Source organism: Arthrobacter sp. 05N425, from assembly GCF_056397125.1.
The window spans coordinates 321,794-341,611 of sequence record NZ_JBFTMU010000002.1 but is presented as its reverse complement, the minus strand read 5'-3'; the positions used below and the strand labels follow the sequence as shown (position 1 = coordinate 341,611).

The window sequence follows — 19,818 nt, the reverse complement described above, 5'->3', positions numbered from 1 at the left end:
CCGCGATGACTTCCGGAGCGGTGAACATCGAACCCGCCCTCGCTGCCCTCGCGGCTGCCCTCCGCGGGGAGGGTCCCGCCGTCGAGCTGTCCGCCGGCCCGGACGGCTCCCCCGTCGTCGGGCTGGTGGAAACCCCCGGCTTCCAGGACGCCGCCGTCGTGGTGCGGACCTCCGGCTCCACCGGCGTGCCCAAGGCCACGGTGCTGACGGTGGATGCCCTGGCGGCTTCCTCCATGGCAACTGCGATGGCGCTTAAGGGCGAAGGCCAGTGGCTGCTGGCGCTCCCGGTGCAGTTCGTGGCCGGCGTCCAGGTCCTGGTCCGGTCGCTCTTCGCCGGCACCCGGCCCTGGGCGATGGACCTCTCCGGCGGGTTCACCCCGGAGGCCTTCACCACCGCAGCCCTTGAGCTCACGGACAAGATCCGTTTCACCTCCCTGGTTCCCACGCAGCTGCAGCGGCTCCTGGAGCGGCCCTCGGCACAGACGCTGGCCGTGCTCCGGCGCTTCAACGCGGTTCTGCTGGGCGGCGCCCCCGCCTCGGCGGAGTTGCTCGCCGCGGCCCGTGAGGCCGGCGTCCGGGTGGTGACCACCTACGGTTCCGCCGAGACCTGCGGCGGCTGCGTGTACGACGGCGTGCCGCTGGACGGCGTCGAGCTGAAACTCGCCGCGGACGGCCGGATCCTGCTCGGCGGCGCCACCATTGCGGCCGGCTATCTCGACGAGCCGGAGCTCACGGCCTCGGCATTTGTCGAGGACGACGGGATCCGCTGGTACCGCACCAACGACCTCGGCGCGCTGTCCGCGGACGGCACGCTGACCGTGCTGGGCCGGGCCGACGACGTCGTCATCACCGGCGGCGTCAAGGTGTCCGCCGCGCATGTGCAGGCGGAACTGGAGAAGCTCGACGGCGTGCGGGCGGCGTTCGTGGCGGGTGTCCCGTCCGCCGAGTGGGGCCAGGCGCTGGCGGCCTATGTGGTGCTGGCGGACGATTCGCCGGAGGCAGCCGAGGCCTTCACGGCGCGTTTCACCGCCGGCGGCGCGGGGGCGTTGGCGGGGGCCTTGGTTCCTAAAACAGTGCTCACCGCCGCGGAACTGCTGATGCTTCCGAACGGAAAACCGGACCGAATGGGCATGACCGTTCGGCTGGACACCCGTCATCAGGGAAAATAGAAAAGCTTCAAGCAACCCTTTCCACTAGATCAACACCCAAACCAACGAGGTACTGAACGTGGCCACAGCGGCACAATGGATCCAAGGCGCCCGTCTGCGCACCCTGCCGGCCGCAATCGCGCCGGTCCTGATCGGGACTGCAGCCGCCTATGAGATGAACGCGTTCCGGCCCGTCAACGCCCTGCTGGCCGCCATGGTGGCCCTGCTGCTCCAGGTCGGCGTGAACTTCGCCAACGACTACTCCGACGGCATCCGCGGCACCGATGAGGACCGGGTGGGCCCGCTCCGGCTGGTGGGTTCCGGGGTGGCGAAGCCGGAGCACGTCAAGCGGGCAGCGTTCGCGGCGTTCGGCCTGGCGATGCTGTTCGGACTGATCCTGGTCATTATCACGCAGGCCTGGTGGCTGATCCTCGTGGGTGTGGGCTGCGTACTTGCCGCGTGGGGCTACACCGGCGGCAAGAACCCCTACGGCTACCTGGGCCTGGGCGACCTGTTCGTGTTTGTGTTCTTCGGGCTGGTGGCCACGCTTGGCACCACCTACACGCAGGCCGGCCAGCTCAGCCTCGCGGCCATCATCGGTGCGATCGGCACGGGACTCATCGCCTGCGCCCTGCTCATGGCCAACAACGTCCGGGACATTCCCACCGACCGCGTGGCCGGGAAGAAGACGCTGGCTGTCCGGCTGGGCGACAAGCACGCCCGGGAAAGCTACGTGCTGATGCTCGCCGTGGCGATCCTGCTGGTGATTGTGCTTGCGCCCGGTCGGCCTTGGATGCTGATTGTGCTGCTGCTCATCCCGGCCATCCTGATGCCGTCCTGGCTGATGATCGCGGGCCGGCGCCGCAAGAGCCTGATCCCGGTGCTGAAGCAGACCGGGCTGATCAACCTTGGCTACGCCGTGCTGTTCTCGCTCGGCCTGGTGCTGAGCCGCGGCTTCTAAGGCGGGTTCCGGGGGTCCGGCTGGTTCCGCTGGTTCCAGCGGGTTCCGGCTGGTTCCAGGGGGTGCTGACGGGCTCTAGGAGTCCTTGGGCCGGCTGTCGGTGCGCACGGTGACGTCCGGGTGTTCGTCCACCAGGCGGTCTTCGGCGTGGGCGTCGTCGATCTCCCCGGCACTGCGCAGCGGCTTGGCTTTGCCGGAGAAACGCTGGTGGATCGAGGCGGTGGCCGCGTCGCGCTGCTTCTGGAAGAACAGGAAGCTGATGGCGAAGGCCATCATCCCGGCGCAGAGCGCGGCCAGCAGCCAGCCAAGCTGCAAATAGACAAACAGGGCGAACAACGGCACAAACAGTGCCAGACGGATCAGGGAGTATTTCAGGAAAGCCACGCTCCCAGTTTAGCCGTCCCGGCCGGGGCGGGGACCCGGCGGTCCGTCTGCTGCTGAGTGCGGGCACCAGCGCGGCTGCCCGGCGCCGGGCCGCGGGGTAGCGGGCGGCGGGCGGCGGGGTTCCGGGCGGCTGCCGTGCGGGTGCCGGGCGCCGGAAGCTCGCGCGGAGGCTAAACTGAAGCTATGCTCCGTGTCGTGGTACCAATCGTTGTACTGGTCGTCTTTGTCTACGGACTGATCGACCTCATCAGGACTGACGCACGCCTGACCAAGGGCATTTCCAAGCCGGCCTGGATCGTGGTGCAGATCGTTCTCCCGGTGGTCGGCGCAATCCTCTGGTTCCTCATCGGCCGGCCCCGCGGCGAGGCCGCGGCGGCTCCGGCCACGTACCGCCACCCCACCGCCCCGGACGACGATCCCGACTTCCTCCGCAACCTGGAGCTGCGCCGCCGCAACCAGGCGGAGGCTGACCGGCTCAAGAAGCTGAAGGACGAGCTGGACGCCAAGGAGCGCGAGCTGGGCAGCGGCACCGGAGACGCCCGCGGCACGGAATCCGGCGAAGCCCACGGCAGCGGCGACCCCACGCAGGGCACCGACGAGGTCAAGTAGCCGCTCTGCCCCCTGGCGCGTAGACGCTCCCTCTCAGCCGGCGCGTTCCCCTTCCCATTTGCCAGAAATGGCCTGAATCCGGACCCTCGTAGCGGCCATAGCCGGCAAATCGACGCCGCGCACCCGGACCTGCAAACCAGCCTCCACTGGCCCGCTCTTCCCCCACACCCTGCCCGGGCTGTGGACAACGTCAAATCCCGCTCCAGGCGGGCGCAGAATGCTCTTATGCGCCAGCCCAGCGAGCTTCCCCCACAGCTTCACGACAAACCATTCACGCTCGCGGACGCCCGCGCGGCGGGATTGAGCCGGCGTCGAACCCGGTGCCGGGATCTTGTCAGCCCCTGTCACGGAGTGCGCACCGCCGCCACGACGCCGAGCACCCTCCTTGACCGTATGCATGCCCTGGTTGCTGTGACGTGCGCGGTGGTGAGCCATGCAACCGCTGCCCTGCTGTGGGGCTTTCCCCTGCCGGCGTCCGTGGCAAACGTCGACGTCGTTCATCTCACCAGCCGGCCGGGCAATCGGGCTGTGCGTCGAAAGAACGTCGTGGGCCATCAACAGTCGTTTGAACCCGAGGAGATCGTGGCGGGCTCCAGGGTCCACTGCACGTCACCGCTGCGGACGTGGTTCGACCTGGCCAGCATGCTTAGCCTCGACGATCTTGTGATTGCCGGAGACTTCCTGCTCCGCCGAAGGAACCCTTTGTCCACCCTCGACGAGCTAGACGCCTACCTTCAAGGACGAAAAGGAAAGCCGGGCTACCAGAAGGCCGCGCGGGCTCGGATCCTGATGCGCTCAGGCACGGACTCCCCCAAGGAGACCGAACTCCGGTTGCTTCTTCTCCGCCATGGCCTCCCCGAACCCGCAGTCAACGTGCCCATGTTCGACGAAACCGGCCGCTGGATCCAGGACCCTGATTTGTCCTATGAAGTGGAACGGGTCGCAATCCAATACGACGGCGGGCATCACGCCACTCCGGCGCAACGGCGCAGCGATATTTTCCGGGACGAAAACGCGCGGGATGCCGGGTGGCGGGTAGTCGTGCTGACCCAGTGGGACTTGACCCCGTTGGGCCCGGGCATGGAGCCAACAGCGGTCACCAGGGTACGGGCGGCGCTCGTGGAGCGGGGCTGGATGCCCGATCGTGGCCCGGCCCGGAGGCGACGTTCCGCACGCACCACGGCGTCCATCTGACAGGAATGGCCGCTAAGCGGGGTGGCTTAGCGGCCATTTGTGGCGAATCGACGATTCAGGCCCGAGGGTTAGCGGCCACTGTGGCGAATCGCGGCGGTTCGGGGTGCGGGCCTGGTTGGTGCGGCGCCGTTTGGCCGATCTGACACAGATGGCCGCTAAGCAGGGTGGCTTAGCGGCCATCTGTGGCGAATGGACGAGGAATCTAAGCGCCCAACCCTGGCGAAGCGAACTCCCGGTGCCTTACAGCCCCGAGTAGGAGTGCAGTCCGTTGAAGAACTGGTTCACGATGGTGAAGTTGAAGACCACGCACAGGTAGCCGACGATCGAGAGCCAGGCCGCGCGGGTTCCGGTCCAGCCGCGGGTGGCGCGGGCGTGGAGGTAGCCGGCGTAGACCACCCAGATCACGAAGGTCCAGACTTCCTTGGTGTCCCAGCCCCAGAAGCGGCCCCAGGCCTTCTCGGCCCAGATGGCGCCGAACATCAGCGTGAACGTCCAGCCGACGAAGGCGATCGCGTTGATCCGGTAGGACAGGTTTTCCAGGCTCAGGGCGTTGGGGACCAGGCGCATGAAGCCCAGCTTGTCTGCCCCGCCCGCGGCAATGGTCTTCTGCCGGTGCGACTGGACCAGCTGCAGCGCGGACATCGCGAAGGTCAGGGTGAACAGGGCTGAGGACATCACCGCGATGGAGACGTGGATGATCAGCCAGTAGCTCTGCAGCGCCGGCACGAGGTGGCCCACGGGCGTCCAGAACGCGACCGAGGCCGCGACCAGCATGATGATGGCCAGGCCGATCACGAACGTGCCCAGGAACCGCAGGTCGCGGCGGATCAGCACCAGCAGGAAGACCGCCACCGCCACGAACGCGCCGGTGGTCAGGAACTCGTACATGTTGCCCCACGGCACCCGGCCCGCGCCGATCGCGCGGGTGATGACGCCGGCCGCGTGGATGGCGGCGCCCAGCACGGCGAGGGCGACGGCGACCCGGGCCGGAACCCGGCGTTCGGCGCCGTAGCGCATGCCGCCGTCGGCGGTCACGCCGGCTCCGCTTGCCCGGCTGCCCGAGACCGACGACGTCGGGCGCTCGGCCCGTCCGACAGGGCCGCTGACGTCGGAAGCGGCGCGGTCAACGGCGGCGGAGGAGCCACCGACGCCGGCGCCCACCGGGACACGGACCGTCTCGGCTCCGGACAGCTCTGCCGCCTTCAGGTCCACCGCGCGCAGGGTCTTGCTGCTCTTGGCCAGGTCCCAGGCGAAGGCGATGAAGGCCACCGTGTAGGTGCCGGCCGCGAGCAGCATAAAGAGCTCGCTGTACTGGCCCATGGTTTCGTTGATGGGGAACATTACTGATCCTTCTTTGACTCAGGACAGCCTACTGTGGACTGGATGAAGTCTGCTGCGGGTTGGTCCGTGGAGGCCTGCGCGCCGGCGTCGGCGCGTGCGCCGGTGTCCGCCCGGTCATTATCCGCTGTCGCGCTGGGAACAGGCTGGGAATCCTCCCCCGAATCGTCCGCGGCCCCATCATCGAGCGGCCAGGCTGCCGACAGCAGGGCCCGGATGGCGGCGGCTTCCCCGGCCAGGCGGTGGTCCTCGCCGCGGGCCAGGAGACCGTACTCCACCATGGTGCGGCCGTCCTCGTGGGTGCCGGTGCGGACCCAGACGCGGCGGCGGTTGACGTACAGCGACGTGACCAGGCCGGCGACGGCGAGCAGGGCGAAGAACAAGGCGTAGCCCTGGCCGGGGTTGTGGTGGATGTCCACGCCGATGTAACGCTTCACGCCGTCGAAGCTGATGGTGCCCTTGCCGTTGGGCAGGGTGTGGGTGGTCCCGGGGGTCAGCACGATGCCCTTGGTGGGCAGGTTGCGGGCGTTTAGCGGCGTCAGTTTCTTCACATCGAGCTCGAACACGTTCTGCGGCGAGCCGCTGTTCAGTCCGAGGTCGCCGTAGTACGAGTTCAGCGTCAGCTGCGGGTTGAACAGTTCAGGATCGCCGCTGAAGGAAACTCCTTCCTTCGTGATGAACGCGGTAGGCAGGAAGAAGCCCGCGAAGGCCAGCTGCTCCGGCTTGGCATCGGGGACCTTGATGACCACGGAGGAGTAGTAGTTGTCGCCTTGCAGCTTGGCCACCACCGGTCCCTGCATGGCGATGTTGCCGGCGCCGTCGCGCACCGTGACCACCGGGGCGTAGCCGTTGCCGGTCAGGTAGACGCTGGTGCCGCCCAGGCTGAGCGGGTCATTGACCTTCAGCACCTCCTGCTTGGCAGGCGCGCCCGGGTTCTCCTTGGTGGTGACGTCAGCCTTGAAGTCGATGGGCTGGCCGAACTTGCCCTTCGATTCGCGGTCGAAGGTGATGTGGAACTTGTCCAGCTGGATGGAGTACGGCTCCAGCTGGCTGCTCTGGAAATTGGTGCCCGGGGTGAACTGGTCGTAGCCCACCAGGGTGTTCACGAAGGTGTCCCCCTCGACCAGGATCCGTTGGCCGCTGTAGCCGAACAAGCCACCGGCCGCGACGGACACCAGGACACCGATCAGGGCGGTGTGGAAGACAAGGTTGCCGACCTCCCGGAAGAAGCCGCGTTCCGCGCCGAGCGAGGGCCGTTCGCTGTCGCGGTCCCGCACATCGACGCGGTAGCCGCGCTTCCTCAGCAGGGCGGCGGCGTCGTCAATGGCGCGCGACGCCGGGATCCCGGCGTCGGCGGGGACCACCAGGGTGCCGTACTCGGGCAGCCGGGACAGCCGTGCCGGGGTGCGCGGGGGCTGGGAGCGCATGGCTTTGTAGTGCACGATGGCGCGGGGCACGACGCAGCCGATCAGCGAGATGAACAGCAGGATGTAAATCGCGGAGAACCACGCCGAGGAGTAGACATCGTAGAGCTGCAGGGAGTCCAGGATCTTGCCGTAGTCCGGGTGGTCCTTGATGTACTGGGTGACCACCGCAGGGTTAGCGGGCCGCTGCGGGAAGAGCGATCCGGGCACCGCGGCGACGGCGAGCAGCAGCAGCAGGAACAGCGCGGTGCGCATGCTGGTCAGCTGCGTCCACGCCCAGCGGAGCATGCCCACCGGCCCCAGCGAGGGCAGCACAGCGCCTGCCTTCGCGGCTTCGACGGGACTGGTTCCGTGATCGGGCGTGCCGGGGGACGGGGATTTCTTCTCTACGTTCACTCGCTCGCTCATCAGATCGGCAATTTCACATCGGTTTGGAACCAGTACTGCAGCCCGGACACCCAGGCACCCCACACCCCGCTGGCCATCAGCACGCCCAGCACAATCAGGATTCCGCCGCCGGTGCGCTGGATGGCGAGCCGGTGTTTGCGGAAGAAGGAGAGCACCCCGACGCCGCGGCGGACGGCCAGGGCGATCAGCAGGAAGGGAATGCCCAGCCCAAGGCTATACACGAAGGCCAGCAGGGCGCCCTTCGCCGCGGACGATCCCCCGGAAAGGCTCAGCAGCTGCACCGCCGAATAGGTCGGGCCGATGCACGGGGCCCAGCCGAGGCCGAAGGTGATGCCCAGCAGCGGCGCACCCCAAAGCCCGGCTGGCGGCTTGGCGTGGATCTTCGCGTCGCGCTGCAGCCAGGAGAAGCCGCCCATGAACACGACGCCCATCACGATCACCAGCACGCCGAGCAGTTGCGTAATCCAGGCGTTCTGCGAGCCGGTGATCAGCGTTCCCAGCTGGCCGAAGGCCCCGCCGAGGAGCACGAAGATCACCGAGAAGCCGAGGACGAACAATCCGATCCCGGCCAGCATCCGGCCCCGCTTCTGCTTCTGCAGGTCGACGCCGGTCAGGCCCGTCACGTACCCGAGGTATCCGGGCACCAACGGCAGCACGCAGGGCGAGAGGAAGGATACGAGTCCGGCCAGCAGCGCCACCGGGATGGCGAGCAGCAGCGAACCGTTCAGGATGGCTTCGGCGAAGGGGCTGTTCACGGCGCCGGCCTTACTCGGCCACGGCGGCGGCGATGAGGGACTTGAGGGTGCCCTTCTGGATTTCGCCAAGCACCCGGGAGGCGACTCGGCCCTGCTTGTCGAGCACCAGCGTGGTGGGGACCGCGCCGGGCGGAACCAGCCCGGAGACGGCCAGCAGAACCGCGCCGTCCTTGTCGTTGAAGCTCGGGTACGTCAGGTTGAAGGTCTTGTCGAACGCTTCAGCCGTTGGTTTTTCGTCCCTCAGGTTGACGCCGAAGAACTGGACGCCCTGGCTCTTGAACTCCTGGTGCAGGGCCTCCAGCGACGGCGCCTCCACCCGGCACGGCGCGCAGGCGGCGAACCAGAAGTTGAGCACCGTCACCTTGCCCTGAAACTGCGACGCCGTGACTTCGGTGCCGTCGAACAGGGTGCCCTTGATCTCCACCGGTTTTTTCCGGTCGGCAGCGGCGAATTCGGTCACCGAGCCGTCGCCGGCGACGTAGTTCTTGTTATCCCCCGCCTTGGCCTGCTTGGCGAGGTCGTCCTCCTGGGCGCAGCCGGTCAGGCCCAGCATGGCGGCCAGGGCCGCACCGCCGGCGGTGAGGACGCCGCGGCGGGACAGACGGGAGTCGTCGTCGAACATGTTCAGGCTCCCGGGGTGCTGGAGGCACCGGGCAGGAGGACGACGGCGGGCTCGCTGTAGTCGACGCGAAGCAGCGTCCCGTCGTCGTTGAATACGAGGGAGGTCACGGAGGTGAGCGTGCATTCGCGCTTGCGCGGGTCGTGCCACAACGGCCTGCCCTCGGCGCTGAGCCGGGTGGCCCAGATGGGCAGCTGGTGGCTCACCAGGATGGCCTCGGCGCCGTCGCCGCCGAGCTCGACGGCCCGCAGGCGTGCGTCCTGCACCGCGGCGGTCACGCGCGCGGCCTGCTCTTTGTACGGCTCGCCCCAGGACGGCCGGAGCGGGTTGCGGAGCATCGGCCAGTGCTTCGGTTTGAAGATCTCGCCTTTGGACACCTGCATCCCCTGGAAGTAGTTGGCGGCCTCGATGATCCGCTCCTCGGTGGCGATTTCAAGGCCGAGGGCCTCGGAGATCGGCTGCGCCGTTTCCTGCGCACGGGTCAGCGGGGACGCCGCGAGGTGCACGATCTTCGCCCCCTGCGCGGCGCGGTCACTGAAGTGCTCGGCAAGCATCCGGGCCATCTGCTGACCCAGTTCGGAGAGGTGGAACTCGGGCAGCCTGCCGTACAGGACGCCTTCGGGATTGTGGACCTCGCCGTGGCGGAGCAAGTGAACAGTGGCTTGGGGCATGTGTACCAGTTTCTCAAAGGGCAGGGGCAATGACGAAATCTTCTACAAGAGGTAGAACTGAAACTTTTTGGGAAATGTTCCCCGGGGGTGGAATAAAAGATGCAAATGCATGTTTATACTGGGTGACGCAGTTAGTTGAGACTTCAACCAATGAAGTGAAGACCGACGATCAGATGAACTTCCGCACGACCCACCCGACTCAAGGAGAATCACCATGGCACTTCCCGCCAACCTCACCACCGGCACCTGGACCCTCGACTCCTCGCACAGCGAAATCGGCTTCACCGTCCGCCACGCGGGCATCAGCAAAGTCCGCGGCCAGTTCAAGGAAGCCGACGCAACCCTGGACCTCGCCGAGAACGTCGCCGACTCCAAGGTGAACGCCACCATCAAGACCGCGAGCTTCGACTCCGGCGACGTCAACCGCGACGGCCACGTCCGCGGCGAAGACTTCTTCGACGTCGAGAAGTTCCCGGAGATCTCCTTCGTCTCCAACGCCATCGTCCCCAAGGGCGACGCCTACGAGCTCCAGGGCGACCTCACGATCAAGGGTGTCACCCGTCCCGTAGCGCTGGAAACCGAGCTCAACGGCGTGGCCGTTGACCCGTTCGGCAACACCCGCGCCGGCCTGACCGCCGAGACCACAATCAGCCGCAAGGACTTCGGCCTGACCTGGAACGCCGTCCTCGAGGCTGGCGGCGTGCTGGTCAGCGACAAGGTTGCCATCAACCTCGAACTGGCCTTCATCGCCCCCGCAGCGTAGTCCGCGCCGCCCCGAGCGGCGGACAGGGCCCGTCCACGCGACGCCCTCTTCAACACCCCGCGCCATCCCCGGATGGCGCGGGGTGTTTGGTTTAACCGGGACCGCTTCGGGGGCTGACTTGGGCGCGTTCCACGAGCGCGCCGGGCGGCCTCCGCTCCCGCCCCGGAGTCAGCTAGGAACCACCGGTTCCGCGGTCTAAAGTGAAATCCATGAGCAATACCGGCGACGTCCCCGAGCCCGATCAGCCAGGCGCCATTCCGCCGGAACGGGGCAGCGTTCCGCCGGTCGGACCGGGTCAGCCCGGGCGGTTCGGCGGGTTCCGGATCGAGTGGCCGGCCGACCGGCCGCGGAACTTCCGGGACGCGCTCCCCCTGGGCGGTTATTCCGGGATCCTCAACCTCCCGGCCATGCCCACGGAGCTGAAGATCTCCTACTGGGTCTGGGTGATTGGCGGGTTACTCGGCCTGCTCGCAGGCGTGATCGGGCTCTTCGGCACCCTGGTCCTCTTTGTGGTCTCGCCCCCGGCCGGCATCCTGCTGCTATTGCTGGTGCTGGTGGCGGTGGCCCTGGCCGCGGCACAGGTCACGCTGGCGATGAAGATGAAGGAGGGCTGGGAATGGGCCAGGTTCGCCCTCACCATCGCCGCTGGCGTCAGCCTGGTGCTCGCCCTGGCCAGCATCGGCGTCGCGGGGGGCGGAAGCTGGCCCGGCTTCGTCATAAGCCTGGTGGCGACCGTGCTGATGTGGCTGCCGAAGTCGCAGGCCTGGTTCGACGCGTTCAAGGGCCGTTCCTGACCTTCCTCGGCACCAGGCTGCTCCTCGGTGGCTTTGCCTCCGGAAACGCGGATACCCGCGTGCCGGCGGCTCCAAAAATGCCCCTCAGAATACCTCCGCGGAATGACCCAAACCGCCGCAAGCGCGGGGTACGGTGTAGTTAAACCATGCTGGGGGCAGGGTGAAGACACTGGTCCCGGTAGCCCATCCCGTCATCGAAATGCAAAGGACCGCCATGAGTAACCCGCCAGTCGAGCCTTCCAGCCCGGACGGACCCGAGTCGGGCAAGCAGGCTCCGCAGTACGGCCAGAATGCTCCCCAGTTCGGACAGCAGCCGCCGGCTCCGCAGTATGGGCAGAATGCCCCGCAGGCGCCCCAGTACGGCCAGCAGGCTCCGCAGTATGGCCAGAACGCCCCGCAGGCGCCCCAGTACGGGCAGCAGGCTCCGCAGTACGGGCAAACCGGGCCCCAGTACGGCCAGCAGGCTCCCGGCTATGGCCAGCAGCCGCCGGCCTACGGGCAGGCCCCGGGCCAGTTCGGCCAGAGCCCCTACGGCCAATCCCCTTACGCGCAGTATCCGTCGGAACTCCCCACCGGTGGAGCCGGGACCAGGCCGCCGCAGCTCGACCTCGCCTTCTGGCTCATCATCGGTGCGGGCATCCTGTCCCTCATCAGCAGCCTGGTTGTGTCCTTTACCGGGGCGGACTACTTTGAGACCGCGATGCAGCAGGCCGGCGCCCAGCAGGGCAGGAGACTCTCAGCGGACGAACTCAATGCGGTGCGGGCAATCGTCCCCATCAGCGGCATCATTGGCGGCCTCATCTCCTTCGGGCTCTACGCACTGGTCGCATTCCCGGTCCGCAAGGGCAAGAATTGGGCCCGCATCCTGGGAACGGTCTTTGCCGCCCTGTCGCTGTTTGGCCTGTTCGGCGGCGTATTCGCCTTCGGCGCCCTCTCCGGCGTGCTGCAGATCATCGTGATCCTGATGGGCGTGGCCGGCATCGTGATCCTGTACTTGCCGACGGTTTCCCCCTACTTCCAGAAGCAGCAGCCGTTCTCCAACCCGTACGCGCAGAACCCCTACGGCCGCTAACCAAGCACCGCTGCAGAGGGCGCGGGAGCCGGATGGGCCGACTGAAGTCAGTCGGCGTCTTCCGGGTCCTGCGCCCTTTGTGCGTGGTAGGCGAGAATCTGCAGTTCGGTGGCCATATCCACCTTGCGGAGATTGACTCCCGGCGGGACCTGCAGCATGACCGGGGCGAAGCTCAGGATGCTGCGCACGCCAGCGGCCACTACCCGGTCGCACACGCTTTGCGCCACGGCCGCGGGCAGCGCCAGGACCACCATGTTGGTCCCGGTGCGGCGCAGCACGGCTTCCAGATCTGCGGCGTCGCTCACCCGCAGCCAGCCAACCTCGCTGCCCACCACCATCTGGTCGGCGTCGAAGATCGCCACGATGTCAAAGCCCCGGGACTCGAAGCCGCCGTACCGGGCGAGGGCCTTGCCGAGGTTGCCGGCGCCGACGATCGCAACTTTCCAGTCGTGGGTCAAACCCAGGGCCGCGGCAATGTGCCGGTTCAGGTACTGCACCTCATAGCCCACGCCCCGCGTTCCATAGGACCCCACATAGGAGAGGTCCTTGCGGAGGGTGGAGGAACTGACGCCCGAAGCCTCGGCGAGCGATTCAGAGGAGACCCGGTCCACCCCCTCGGCCAGCAAAGTGGTCAGGGCGCGCAAATAGATCGTCAGCCGCGCCACGGCCGCGGGCGGGATCTGCTTGGCAGCAGGTCCGGCCGCCCCGGGCAGGGCGTCGGGTGAAGAATCCAGCGAAGTCACTATCTGCTCCATTGCGTCGCGTTGTGACTCCACTCTAGAGCCCCCGCAGTTCGGGCCACAAAGCCGGGGACCGCGTCGCCGCAGCCGCTTGCCCGGGGTGCACTCAGGCTGACTGGCCGAGGGCGCGGCGCAGGGTTCGGGCCAGCCGAACCTCGTCGATCCGCCAGAAATCCCGCTGGACCCCGTCCACCAGCAGTACCGGGATCTCCTCGGCGTAGCGCTCGCGCAGGACATCGTCGTCGTCGATGGACCGCTCGGACCAGCCGAGTCCCAGCGCAGCGGTGACCCGGCCGACGGCGTCGCGCGCGTCCGCGCACAGGTGGCAGTCAGCTTTGGTGATGAGTACGACATCGGGAAGGGGCGCGGGTATGGCCATGGTTCCACGGTAGCCCGGCGCCCGGCCCGGCGTCGACGCGACCTGGTGTTCCAGCCGGGCGGCCGGTGCGGCGGGGCCCTTTCTGCGCGTGGGATCCCCCGCCATTGACTAGACTCGTGGCATGCCCGAGGAGAAGATCGTCGCTGTGGCCACGCGGCCTGTTGCGTCACCGCAGCACGGCGAAGCCGCCTTCTTCGACGTTGACAACACCCTTATGAGGGGCGCCAGTCTCTTCCACGTGGCCCGCAAAATGCATCAGCGCGGGGCGTTCACCATTCCCCAGGCGGCGGGCTTTGCCTGGAAGCAGCTGATGTTCGTGTTCCGCGGCGAGAACATGGACGACGTCCACGCCGTCCGCGACACCGCCCTGAGCCTCGCCTCGGGTTTCACCGTGCAGGACATCGAAGCCCTCGGCGAGGAAGTCTACGACGAGATGATCGAGTCCCGGATCTGGCCCGGCACCAAGGCCCTGGCCGAACAGCACCTGCGGGTGGGCCGCCGGGTCTGGTTGGTCACGGCCACGCCGATCGAGGTGGCCACCGTCATTTCCACCCGGCTGGGCCTCACCGGCGCTCTCGGCACCGTGGGCGAGATCCACGACGGCTCCTACACCGGACGGCTGGTGGGCGAGATCCTGCACGGCCCGGCCAAGGCCGTCGCAGTCCGCGGCATTGCCGAGGCGGAGGGCCTGGACCTGAACCGCTGCTGGGCCTACAGCGACTCCCACAATGACATTCCGCTACTCAGCATGGTCGGGCACCCGGTGGCCATCAACCCCGACGCCCGGCTGCGCCGCCACGCCCGCGAACACAACTGGCCGGTCTACGACTTCCGGTCCGGCCGTCGCGCCGCGACCCTGGGCCTGAAGGCCGCAACCGTCGGCGGGGCCATCTACGGTCTCTGGCGGGGCTTCTCCCGCTTCCGCGGCCCCACGGCCTAAGCGCACTCCGGGGCCAGCCCGCTACGCGTTCGGACGGGCGCACCCCGGATCCCGGGTGCCCCTGTCCGGATCCGCCGCGTATTGCCGGATCCGCCGCGCGTTGCCGAAAAGAAAATGCCCGCCGCCGAAAAGGCAACGGGCATTGACGCTGTTCGAAGTATCTCTACTTCTTGTTGCGACGCTGGTGGCGCGTCTTGCGAAGCAGCTTGCGGTGCTTCTTCTTGGCCATACGCTTGCGACGCTTCTTAATAACTGAACCCACGAAAGTTCCTTACCGGCTAGATGCAGTACCTGCCCGTTGGGAAGGGTCCGCGGGCTAAGCAAGCAGACTGAACAACTGACAGGTTCTTACAATGACGTAAAACGTTCCTTAACAGGGTACCGCCTATCCGGGGCACACCACGACCGCAGGCCCCGCGAAGGGGTCTGCCGCGGCCCGGTGCGACAGCGGAAGACTCAGGCCGTCTCAGTACGTCCGTCAACAACAGCACCCTTGAGATACTGTTCGACGGCGTTTTCCGGAACCCGGTAGGAGCGACCAAAGCGCACCGCCGGCATTTCGCCGGAGTGCACCAGGCGATACACGGTCATCTTTGATACCCGCATTACATCCGCGACCTCGGCCACGGTGAGAAAGCGCGCGTTGGAGAAGTTGGCCTCCGAAGACATTTCCCTATTCCTTTTGCTCAAGCGAACGGCTGCCCCGTCTGAACGACATGGCGGTGTGCCGATGCTGAGCCATCAAACAACCATGTGCTAGATACTCTAGGGGTTCATGGTGCCAATGTGAAAGGTTTCCGCAGGATTCTGCGAAGGATTTCCGCAGGATTTTCCCGCTTGGCCCCTCCTGCGCCCCCGCGTTCAACCCCGGACCCGCCGGGTGCGTGCCGACGCCGCCAGCTGGCCGAGCAGCGACGCCGTCACGTCCCAGTCCATGCAGGCATCCGTGACGCTCTGGCCGTACAGCAGCTGGTCGGTTCCCGCGGCGTGTTCGGCAACGTCAAGGGACTGCGCCCCGCCCACCAGGAAGCTCTCCAGCATGACGCCGGCGATGGCGGACGCGGAGGCCCCGCCGTCCTCGAGCTGGGCACCGATCTCCAGCGCGACCTCGGCCTGCCGGTGGTGGTTCTTGCCGCTATTGGCGTGGCTCGCGTCCACGATCAGCCGCGGGTTCAGCTGCCTGGCGGCGAGCCGGGCGGAGGCGGCTTCGACGTCGGCGGCGGAGAAGTTCGGGCCGTCGCTGCCGCCGCGCAGGATGACGTGGGTGTCCGGGTTTCCGGCGGTGCTGACCAGCGCGGCCCTTCCGTCGCCGTCGATCCCCAGGAAGGCCTGGGCGGCACCCGCAGCACTGCAGGCGTCAAGCGCTACCTGCAGGCCGCCGTCGGTCCCGTTCTTGAAGCCGATCGGCATGGACAGCCCGGACGCCAGCTGGCGGTGGATCTGGCTTTCCGTGGTGCGCGCCCCGATGGCACCCCAGGCGACGAGGTCCGCCATGTACTGCGGGCTGATGGGCTCGAGGAATTCCGTGGCGGTGGGCAGTCCCAGTGCAGTGACCTGGCGCAGGAACTGGCGGGCGGCGCGCAGACCCGCGGCAATGTCGTGGCTGCCGTCGAGCCGCGGATCGTTGATCAGGCCCTTCCAACCGACCGTGGTGCGCGGCTTCTCGAAGTAGGTGCGCATGACGATCAGCAGGTCTTCGCGGTGTTTCTCGGCCTGGCTGACCAGCCGGCGGGCGTATTCCAGTCCGGCCTTGGGATCGTGGATGGAGCACGGGCCCACGATCACCAGGAGCCGGTCGTCGACGCCGTCCATGATCGCGCGGACCTCGTCCCGGCCGCGGCCGACGACCTCGGAGCCGCGGGCATCCAGCGGGAGTTCCGCGATCATCTCCTGCGGGGTGGGCAGCGCGGTGAATTGGCTGACGCGCAGGTTGGACGTGGTCTGCTGGCTGTCAGGGGCTGCTTCGATGCTCATGGTGGGTCCTGTTCCGGGTGCGGAGCGGGCCCTGATCAGAACCCGCCGGAGAAATGGCGAAGGGCAGAGGATGATCTCTGCCCTGTTGGCTCTGAAGGTGTGTTGGATGCGTGTCAGTTAGACGCGGGCCCCTCCAGAGCCAACGAAAAATACGCATACCAACGGTTAGTCATGCCACCGACCATAGCTCCGTCAACAGCCGGAGGGCAAAGCGGCGCCGTAATATTCCGACGGCGTCCCTTAGAGTGTGGTTGGACCACAGACTGTGACGAGACGCACCGGAGGCAGCAATGACGCAACCCCCCATCATGGGCAACCCCGAGGCCCCGACGACAGCGGAGGACACCGCCACCAGCCATCACACCGGCGGGACGTCCGCCAACGGGACGCCCACCGCCGGCAGGGGCCCGGTGCCGCGCGTGGGCGGACTGCCTGCCGCCCTCAAGCGCCGGGTGCCAAAGTACGCTGACCTCGCACCGCTGATGCAATTCCAGAAGCCGGACTTCGGCCGCGAGGCGAAGCTGCGCCGGGCCAGCACCATCTGGGATCTGCGGGACATCGCCAAGCGTCGCACCCCGAAGGCGCCGTTCGACTACACGGACGGGGCGGCCGAGGCCGAGATCACCCTGCGCCGGGCCCGCCAGGCCTTCCTGGACATCGAATTCCGTCCCGGCATCCTGCGCGACGTCTCCAGCGTGGACCTCGGCACCGAGATCCTGGGCAAGGCCGCCCGGCTGCCCTTCGGCATCGCGCCCACCGGCTTCACCCGGATGATGCAGTCCGAGGGCGAGTACGCCGGTTCCCGGGCCGCCGCGGCCGCCGGCATTCCGTACACGCTCTCCACCATGGGCACCGCGTCGATCGAGGACGTGGCCGCCGCGGCCCCGGACGGCCGCAACTGGTTCCAGCTGTATCTGTGGACGGACAGGAACCGTTCGCTGGAACTGATCGAACGCGCCGCCCAGGCAGGCAACGACACGCTCATGGTGACGGTGGATACCGCCGTCGCGGGCGCCCGCCTGCGCGATGTCCGCAACGGCATGACCATCCCTCCGGCGCTGACGCTCAAGACCGTGCTGGACGCTTCCTACCGGCCCGCGTGGTGGTTCAATTTCCTCACGCACGAGCCGCTGACCTTCGCCTCGCTGTCGCGCTACACCGGCACCGTGGCAGACCTGATCAACTCCATGTTCGATCCCACCCTGACCTTCGCGGACCTCGACTGGCTGCGTGAAACCTGGAAAGGCAAGCTCGTGGTCAAGGGCATCCAGACCGTCGACGACGCGCGCAAGGTCGTGGACCACGGCGCGGACGGCATCGTGCTCTCCAACCACGGCGGCCGCCAGCTGGACCGGGCCCCCATCCCCTTCCACCTGCTCCCGGAGGTCTCCGCGGCGCTCAAGGCGGACAACAGCGACGCTGCAGTCATCCTGGACACCGGCATCATGAGCGGCGCGGACATCATCGCGGCACTGGCGCTGGGTGCGGACTTCACCCTGATCGGCCGCGCCTACCTTTACGGCCTGATGGCCGGCGGCCGGGCCGGGGTGGACAGGGCCATCCAGATCCTCGAGACGGATATGCGGCGCACCATGGCGCTGCTGGGCGTCAGCCGGATCTCCGAGCTCACCCCGGACCACGTCCGGCTCCTTGCCAGATAGCCCACGGTTCCGCGAGAGGGCAGTTCGCGGCAGTGTTTGTGCCGAACACTGCCGCGAACTGCCATCTGGGCGCGGCAGTGGGGCCTGCTACTTTTTCCGGCCGAATTTTGGCAGGTTCGCCAGCAGGTCCGCGGCGCGGGTGGCGGCGCGGCCAACGGTCCGGCCGATCTGCTGCGGCCGTTTGTCCTCCCCGGCGGTGCCGACGGGGAGGGCGACGGCGGGGCTGAGCGTGCTGCCCGCGGTACGTTCGGCCAACGCCGCTGCGGCCGGTTCCGCTGCAGTCGGCGGGGTAGTCACGGCGGCGGCAAGACTGTCCGGGCCGGGTGCCGGGGTGGCGGGCGGCGTCGAGGGCTCGGCAGCGGCAGCGCGGCCGACGTCGAACGTCTCGAGCCAACTGGCGACGCCGGCCAGCGGCTTGGGGTTGAGCGCGTAGTATCGCTTCTGGCCTTGGGCGCGCATGCTGACCAGGTCGGCTTCGCGCAGGACCTTAAGGTGCTTGGAAATGGTGGGCTGGCTCGCCTCGAGCTCCTGGACCAGCTCCCCCACCGCTTTGTCCCCGTTGCGGAGGGACACCAGAATGTCACGCCGGGTTGCCTCAGCAATGACGGCAAATACGTCGTCTGTCACCATGCCCTCCACCCTAGCGACATATACGCCGGATGGCATCCACTAATTACGGGCGTCTGCGCAGCCCTCGCCCGGCAGCCCGGAACCGCAGCCTAGTCGAACCAGGGATCCAGTCCGTAGAGCGGGAAAACTTCCTTGCGGGTGGCCATCACGGTGCGGTCCACCTCGTCGTTGGGGTCGAACCCGACCTCCCAGGAACGCCACCAGAGATCGACGTCGTCGCCCATCACCGTAGGCGGTTCGACGCCGTACTTGGCTCCATATTTTTCTTGCACATATTGCCGCCAGTCCTCGGGGACGGCGGTCCGCAGCGGGACCGGGCGCCCGGCGGCGATCGCGATCAGGTGGCTCCAGGAGCGCGGGACCACTGTGATCACGTTGTAGCCCCCGCCGCCGGTGGAGATCCAGCGGTTCTCGCAGTAGCGGGCCGCGAGGTTGCCGATCGCCGTGGCGGCCTCCCGCTGGCCGTCCACGCTGATGTTCAGGTGCGTCAGCGGATCCAGGCGGTGCGAGTCACAGCCATGCTGGCTGACGATGACCTCCGGCTCAAAGGCTCCCACCAACTGCGGAACGATCGCGTGGAAGGCCCGCAGCCAGCCGGCATCTCCGGTCCCGGCCGGGAGCGCCACGTTCACGGCGCTGCCCTGGGCGTTCGGGCCGCCGATCTCGTTGGCGAACCCGGTGCCAGGGAACAGCGTCAGCCCGGTCTCGTGCAGCGAGATCGTCAGCACCCTGGGATCGTCCCAGAAGATGCTCTGCGTTCCGTCTCCGTGGTGCGCGTCGACATCGACATACACCACCCGTTGCACGCCGCCATCGAGCAGCCGCTGGATGGCCAGGGCGGCGTCGTTGTAGATACAGAAGCCGCTGGCCCGCTCGCGGGAGGCGTGGTGCATGCCGCCGCCGAAGTTCACGGCCCGGACCGCGCTGCCGTCCAGGATGGCGGCGGCGGCCAGCAGGGAGCCGCCGGCCAGCCGCGCGCTGGCCTCATGCATGCCGGCGAAGGCCGGGTCGTCTTCGGTGCCGAGGCCGCGTTCCAGATCCGGGGTGTCCGGGTCCGCACTGACGCGGCGGACGGCGGCGACATATTCCGCGCTGTGCACGGCACCCAGTTCCTCGTCGGTAGCCACCGAGGGTGCCGCCACGCTGACGTGGTCCAGGTCCAACAGTCCAAGGCTCCGGGCCAGCCGCGCGGTGAGCTCCATACGTTCGGGCGCCATCGGGTGGCTGTGGCCGAAGTTGTACGCCGTCATGGCGGAGTCCCACACCACCGTCGTCGGCAGGGCGGTCTGGGCGAGTCCGGGCAGGAAGGTCATCAATCACAGGCTACCGGAGCGCACCGCCCCGATCCCCGTCG

The 19,818-nt window shown here is 67.7% G+C and carries 22 protein-coding genes; 9 read left to right on the top strand and 13 right to left on the bottom strand.

The genetic code is table 11. The features are described from left to right. The first annotated feature begins 5 nt into the window (after window positions 1-5). The gene (locus tag AC1DGE_RS04880; protein ID WP_441416845.1) at window positions 6-1,169 is read left to right on the top strand and encodes an AMP-binding protein; all 1,164 of its coding nucleotides are present in this window, start codon (window positions 6-8) and stop codon (window positions 1,167-1,169) included. A 58-nt stretch (window positions 1,170-1,227) separates the two neighbouring features. Beyond that, window positions 1,228-2,109 carry a 1,4-dihydroxy-2-naphthoate polyprenyltransferase gene (locus tag AC1DGE_RS04875; RefSeq protein WP_175321447.1) on the top strand — a complete coding sequence of 294 codons (882 nt, stop codon included), beginning with the start codon at window positions 1,228-1,230 and terminating at the stop codon, window positions 2,107-2,109. A 75-nt stretch (window positions 2,110-2,184) separates the two neighbouring features. Here the strand turns inward: AC1DGE_RS04875 and AC1DGE_RS04870 are convergent, their stop codons facing one another. Further along, window positions 2,185-2,493 (bottom strand): DUF4229 domain-containing protein, encoded by a 309-nt coding sequence (locus AC1DGE_RS04870; RefSeq protein WP_441416844.1) that lies wholly within the window; start codon window positions 2,491-2,493, stop codon window positions 2,185-2,187. A 183-nt stretch (window positions 2,494-2,676) separates the two neighbouring features. Here AC1DGE_RS04870 and AC1DGE_RS04865 point away from each other — a divergent pair, with 183 nt between their 5' ends. Beyond that, window positions 2,677-3,102 carry a PLD nuclease N-terminal domain-containing protein gene (locus AC1DGE_RS04865; protein WP_441416843.1) on the top strand — a complete coding sequence of 142 codons (426 nt, stop codon included), beginning with the start codon at window positions 2,677-2,679 and terminating at the stop codon, window positions 3,100-3,102. Window positions 3,103-3,327: 225 nt separating this feature from the next. Continuing rightward, window positions 3,328-4,296 (top strand): hypothetical protein, encoded by a 969-nt coding sequence (locus AC1DGE_RS04860; RefSeq protein WP_441416842.1) that lies wholly within the window; start codon window positions 3,328-3,330, stop codon window positions 4,294-4,296. A gap of 240 nt (window positions 4,297-4,536) precedes the next feature. Here AC1DGE_RS04860 and ccsB read toward each other — a convergent pair whose 3' ends face one another. The 5 genes from ccsB to AC1DGE_RS04835 are packed head-to-tail and all read right to left on the bottom strand — an operon-like array spanning window position 4,537 to window position 9,511. Further along, window positions 4,537-5,637: a c-type cytochrome biogenesis protein CcsB gene (gene ccsB, locus AC1DGE_RS04855; protein ID WP_441416841.1), complete on the bottom strand. Its 1,101-nt coding sequence runs from the start codon at window positions 5,635-5,637 to the stop codon at window positions 4,537-4,539. Continuing rightward, a complete protein-coding gene (resB, locus tag AC1DGE_RS04850; RefSeq protein WP_476917013.1) occupies window positions 5,637-7,466 on the bottom strand; it encodes a cytochrome c biogenesis protein ResB in 1,830 nt (609 codons plus the stop codon). Before resB ends, ccsB begins: the two co-directional genes overlap by 1 nt. Beyond that, window positions 7,466-8,221 (bottom strand): cytochrome c biogenesis CcdA family protein, encoded by a 756-nt coding sequence (locus AC1DGE_RS04845; protein WP_441416839.1) that lies wholly within the window; start codon window positions 8,219-8,221, stop codon window positions 7,466-7,468. Before AC1DGE_RS04845 ends, resB begins: the two co-directional genes overlap by 1 nt. A 10-nt stretch (window positions 8,222-8,231) precedes the next feature. Next, window positions 8,232-8,843: a TlpA family protein disulfide reductase gene (locus tag AC1DGE_RS04840; RefSeq protein ID WP_441416838.1), complete on the bottom strand. Its 612-nt coding sequence runs from the start codon at window positions 8,841-8,843 to the stop codon at window positions 8,232-8,234. A gap of 2 nt (window positions 8,844-8,845) precedes the next feature. After that, window positions 8,846-9,511, bottom strand: coding sequence for a histidine phosphatase family protein (locus AC1DGE_RS04835; protein WP_476917012.1), 666 nt, complete (start codon window positions 9,509-9,511; stop codon window positions 8,846-8,848). Window positions 9,512-9,725: 214 nt separating this feature from the next. Here AC1DGE_RS04835 and AC1DGE_RS04830 point away from each other — a divergent pair, with 214 nt between their 5' ends. The 3 genes from AC1DGE_RS04830 (at window position 9,726) to AC1DGE_RS04820 (ending at window position 12,140) form a co-directional block, all read left to right on the top strand. Next, window positions 9,726-10,274: a YceI family protein gene (locus tag AC1DGE_RS04830; RefSeq protein ID WP_175321455.1), complete on the top strand. Its 549-nt coding sequence runs from the start codon at window positions 9,726-9,728 to the stop codon at window positions 10,272-10,274. 209 nt (window positions 10,275-10,483) lie between these two features. Then, on the top strand, window positions 10,484-11,068 hold the full coding sequence (locus AC1DGE_RS04825; protein ID WP_476917011.1) for a hypothetical protein: 585 nt from the start codon (window positions 10,484-10,486) through the stop codon (window positions 11,066-11,068). 214 nt (window positions 11,069-11,282) lie between these two features. Continuing rightward, on the top strand, window positions 11,283-12,140 hold the full coding sequence (locus AC1DGE_RS04820; RefSeq protein ID WP_476917061.1) for a GtrA domain-containing protein: 858 nt from the start codon (window positions 11,283-11,285) through the stop codon (window positions 12,138-12,140). Window positions 12,141-12,187: 47 nt separating this feature from the next. Here AC1DGE_RS04820 and AC1DGE_RS04815 read toward each other — a convergent pair whose 3' ends face one another. Beyond that, window positions 12,188-12,883, bottom strand: a complete 696-nt coding sequence (locus AC1DGE_RS04815; protein WP_441416835.1) for a redox-sensing transcriptional repressor Rex — start codon at window positions 12,881-12,883, stop codon at window positions 12,188-12,190. Between the two features lie 103 nt (window positions 12,884-12,986). Continuing rightward, window positions 12,987-13,259, bottom strand: a complete 273-nt coding sequence (locus tag AC1DGE_RS04810) for a glutaredoxin family protein (protein WP_441416834.1) — start codon at window positions 13,257-13,259, stop codon at window positions 12,987-12,989. A gap of 121 nt (window positions 13,260-13,380) precedes the next feature. Here AC1DGE_RS04810 and AC1DGE_RS04805 point away from each other — a divergent pair, with 121 nt between their 5' ends. Continuing rightward, on the top strand, window positions 13,381-14,199 hold the full coding sequence (locus tag AC1DGE_RS04805; protein WP_441416833.1) for an HAD family hydrolase: 819 nt from the start codon (window positions 13,381-13,383) through the stop codon (window positions 14,197-14,199). A gap of 163 nt (window positions 14,200-14,362) precedes the next feature. On the opposite strand, the gene AC1DGE_RS04800 is transcribed toward AC1DGE_RS04805, so the two are convergent. The 3 genes from AC1DGE_RS04800 to AC1DGE_RS04790 form a co-directional block, all read right to left on the bottom strand. Then, window positions 14,363-14,461: a 30S ribosomal protein bS22 gene (locus AC1DGE_RS04800; RefSeq protein WP_003792170.1), complete on the bottom strand. Its 99-nt coding sequence runs from the start codon at window positions 14,459-14,461 to the stop codon at window positions 14,363-14,365. Between the two features lie 194 nt (window positions 14,462-14,655). Beyond that, window positions 14,656-14,868 carry a helix-turn-helix domain-containing protein gene (locus AC1DGE_RS04795; protein ID WP_346957799.1) on the bottom strand — a complete coding sequence of 71 codons (213 nt, stop codon included), beginning with the start codon at window positions 14,866-14,868 and terminating at the stop codon, window positions 14,656-14,658. A gap of 192 nt (window positions 14,869-15,060) precedes the next feature. Further along, window positions 15,061-16,173, bottom strand: coding sequence for a 3-deoxy-7-phosphoheptulonate synthase (locus AC1DGE_RS04790; RefSeq protein ID WP_441416832.1), 1,113 nt, complete (start codon window positions 16,171-16,173; stop codon window positions 15,061-15,063). 290 nt (window positions 16,174-16,463) lie between these two features. Here AC1DGE_RS04790 and AC1DGE_RS04785 point away from each other — a divergent pair, with 290 nt between their 5' ends. After that, window positions 16,464-17,834: an alpha-hydroxy acid oxidase gene (locus AC1DGE_RS04785; RefSeq protein ID WP_476917010.1), complete on the top strand. Its 1,371-nt coding sequence runs from the start codon at window positions 16,464-16,466 to the stop codon at window positions 17,832-17,834. A gap of 87 nt (window positions 17,835-17,921) precedes the next feature. Here the strand turns inward: AC1DGE_RS04785 and AC1DGE_RS04780 are convergent, their stop codons facing one another. Together AC1DGE_RS04780 and AC1DGE_RS04775 are read right to left on the bottom strand one after the other, a co-directional pair. Next, entirely contained in the window at window positions 17,922-18,464 is a 543-nt protein-coding gene (locus AC1DGE_RS04780; protein ID WP_441416830.1) for an ArsR/SmtB family transcription factor, read from the bottom strand. 89 nt (window positions 18,465-18,553) lie between these two features. Next, window positions 18,554-19,777 (bottom strand): acetoin utilization protein AcuC, encoded by a 1,224-nt coding sequence (locus AC1DGE_RS04775; protein ID WP_476892016.1) that lies wholly within the window; start codon window positions 19,775-19,777, stop codon window positions 18,554-18,556. Between the last annotated feature and the right edge of the window lie 41 nt (window positions 19,778-19,818).

What these genes read in the sequence shown, in the direction of transcription:
- AC1DGE_RS04880 (WP_441416845.1), top strand. Translation starts at nt 6, where the DNA reads ATGACTTCCGGAGCGGTGAACATCGAACCCGCCCTCGCTGCCCTCGCG.
- AC1DGE_RS04865 (WP_441416843.1), top strand. Translation starts at nt 2,677, where the DNA reads ATGCTCCGTGTCGTGGTACCAATCGTTGTACTGGTCGTCTTTGTCTAC.
- AC1DGE_RS04860 (WP_441416842.1), top strand. Translation starts at nt 3,328, where the DNA reads ATGCGCCAGCCCAGCGAGCTTCCCCCACAGCTTCACGACAAACCATTC.
- ccsB (WP_441416841.1), bottom strand. Translation starts at nt 5,637, where the DNA reads ATGTTCCCCATCAACGAAACCATGGGCCAGTACAGCGAGCTCTTTATG.
- resB (WP_476917013.1), bottom strand. Translation starts at nt 7,466, where the DNA reads ATGAGCGAGCGAGTGAACGTAGAGAAGAAATCCCCGTCCCCCGGCACG.
- AC1DGE_RS04840 (WP_441416838.1), bottom strand. Translation starts at nt 8,843, where the DNA reads ATGTTCGACGACGACTCCCGTCTGTCCCGCCGCGGCGTCCTCACCGCC.
- AC1DGE_RS04835 (WP_476917012.1), bottom strand. Translation starts at nt 9,511, where the DNA reads ATGCCCCAAGCCACTGTTCACTTGCTCCGCCACGGCGAGGTCCACAAT.
- AC1DGE_RS04830 (WP_175321455.1), top strand. Translation starts at nt 9,726, where the DNA reads ATGGCACTTCCCGCCAACCTCACCACCGGCACCTGGACCCTCGACTCC.
- AC1DGE_RS04825 (WP_476917011.1), top strand. Translation starts at nt 10,484, where the DNA reads ATGAGCAATACCGGCGACGTCCCCGAGCCCGATCAGCCAGGCGCCATT.
- AC1DGE_RS04820 (WP_476917061.1), top strand. Translation starts at nt 11,283, where the DNA reads ATGAGTAACCCGCCAGTCGAGCCTTCCAGCCCGGACGGACCCGAGTCG.
- AC1DGE_RS04810 (WP_441416834.1), bottom strand. Translation starts at nt 13,259, where the DNA reads ATGGCCATACCCGCGCCCCTTCCCGATGTCGTACTCATCACCAAAGCT.
- AC1DGE_RS04805 (WP_441416833.1), top strand. Translation starts at nt 13,381, where the DNA reads ATGCCCGAGGAGAAGATCGTCGCTGTGGCCACGCGGCCTGTTGCGTCA.
- AC1DGE_RS04795 (WP_346957799.1), bottom strand. Translation starts at nt 14,868, where the DNA reads ATGTCTTCGGAGGCCAACTTCTCCAACGCGCGCTTTCTCACCGTGGCC.
- AC1DGE_RS04790 (WP_441416832.1), bottom strand. Translation starts at nt 16,173, where the DNA reads ATGAGCATCGAAGCAGCCCCTGACAGCCAGCAGACCACGTCCAACCTG.
- AC1DGE_RS04785 (WP_476917010.1), top strand. Translation starts at nt 16,464, where the DNA reads ATGACGCAACCCCCCATCATGGGCAACCCCGAGGCCCCGACGACAGCG.
- AC1DGE_RS04780 (WP_441416830.1), bottom strand. Translation starts at nt 18,464, where the DNA reads ATGGTGACAGACGACGTATTTGCCGTCATTGCTGAGGCAACCCGGCGT.
- AC1DGE_RS04775 (WP_476892016.1), bottom strand. Translation starts at nt 19,777, where the DNA reads ATGACCTTCCTGCCCGGACTCGCCCAGACCGCCCTGCCGACGACGGTG.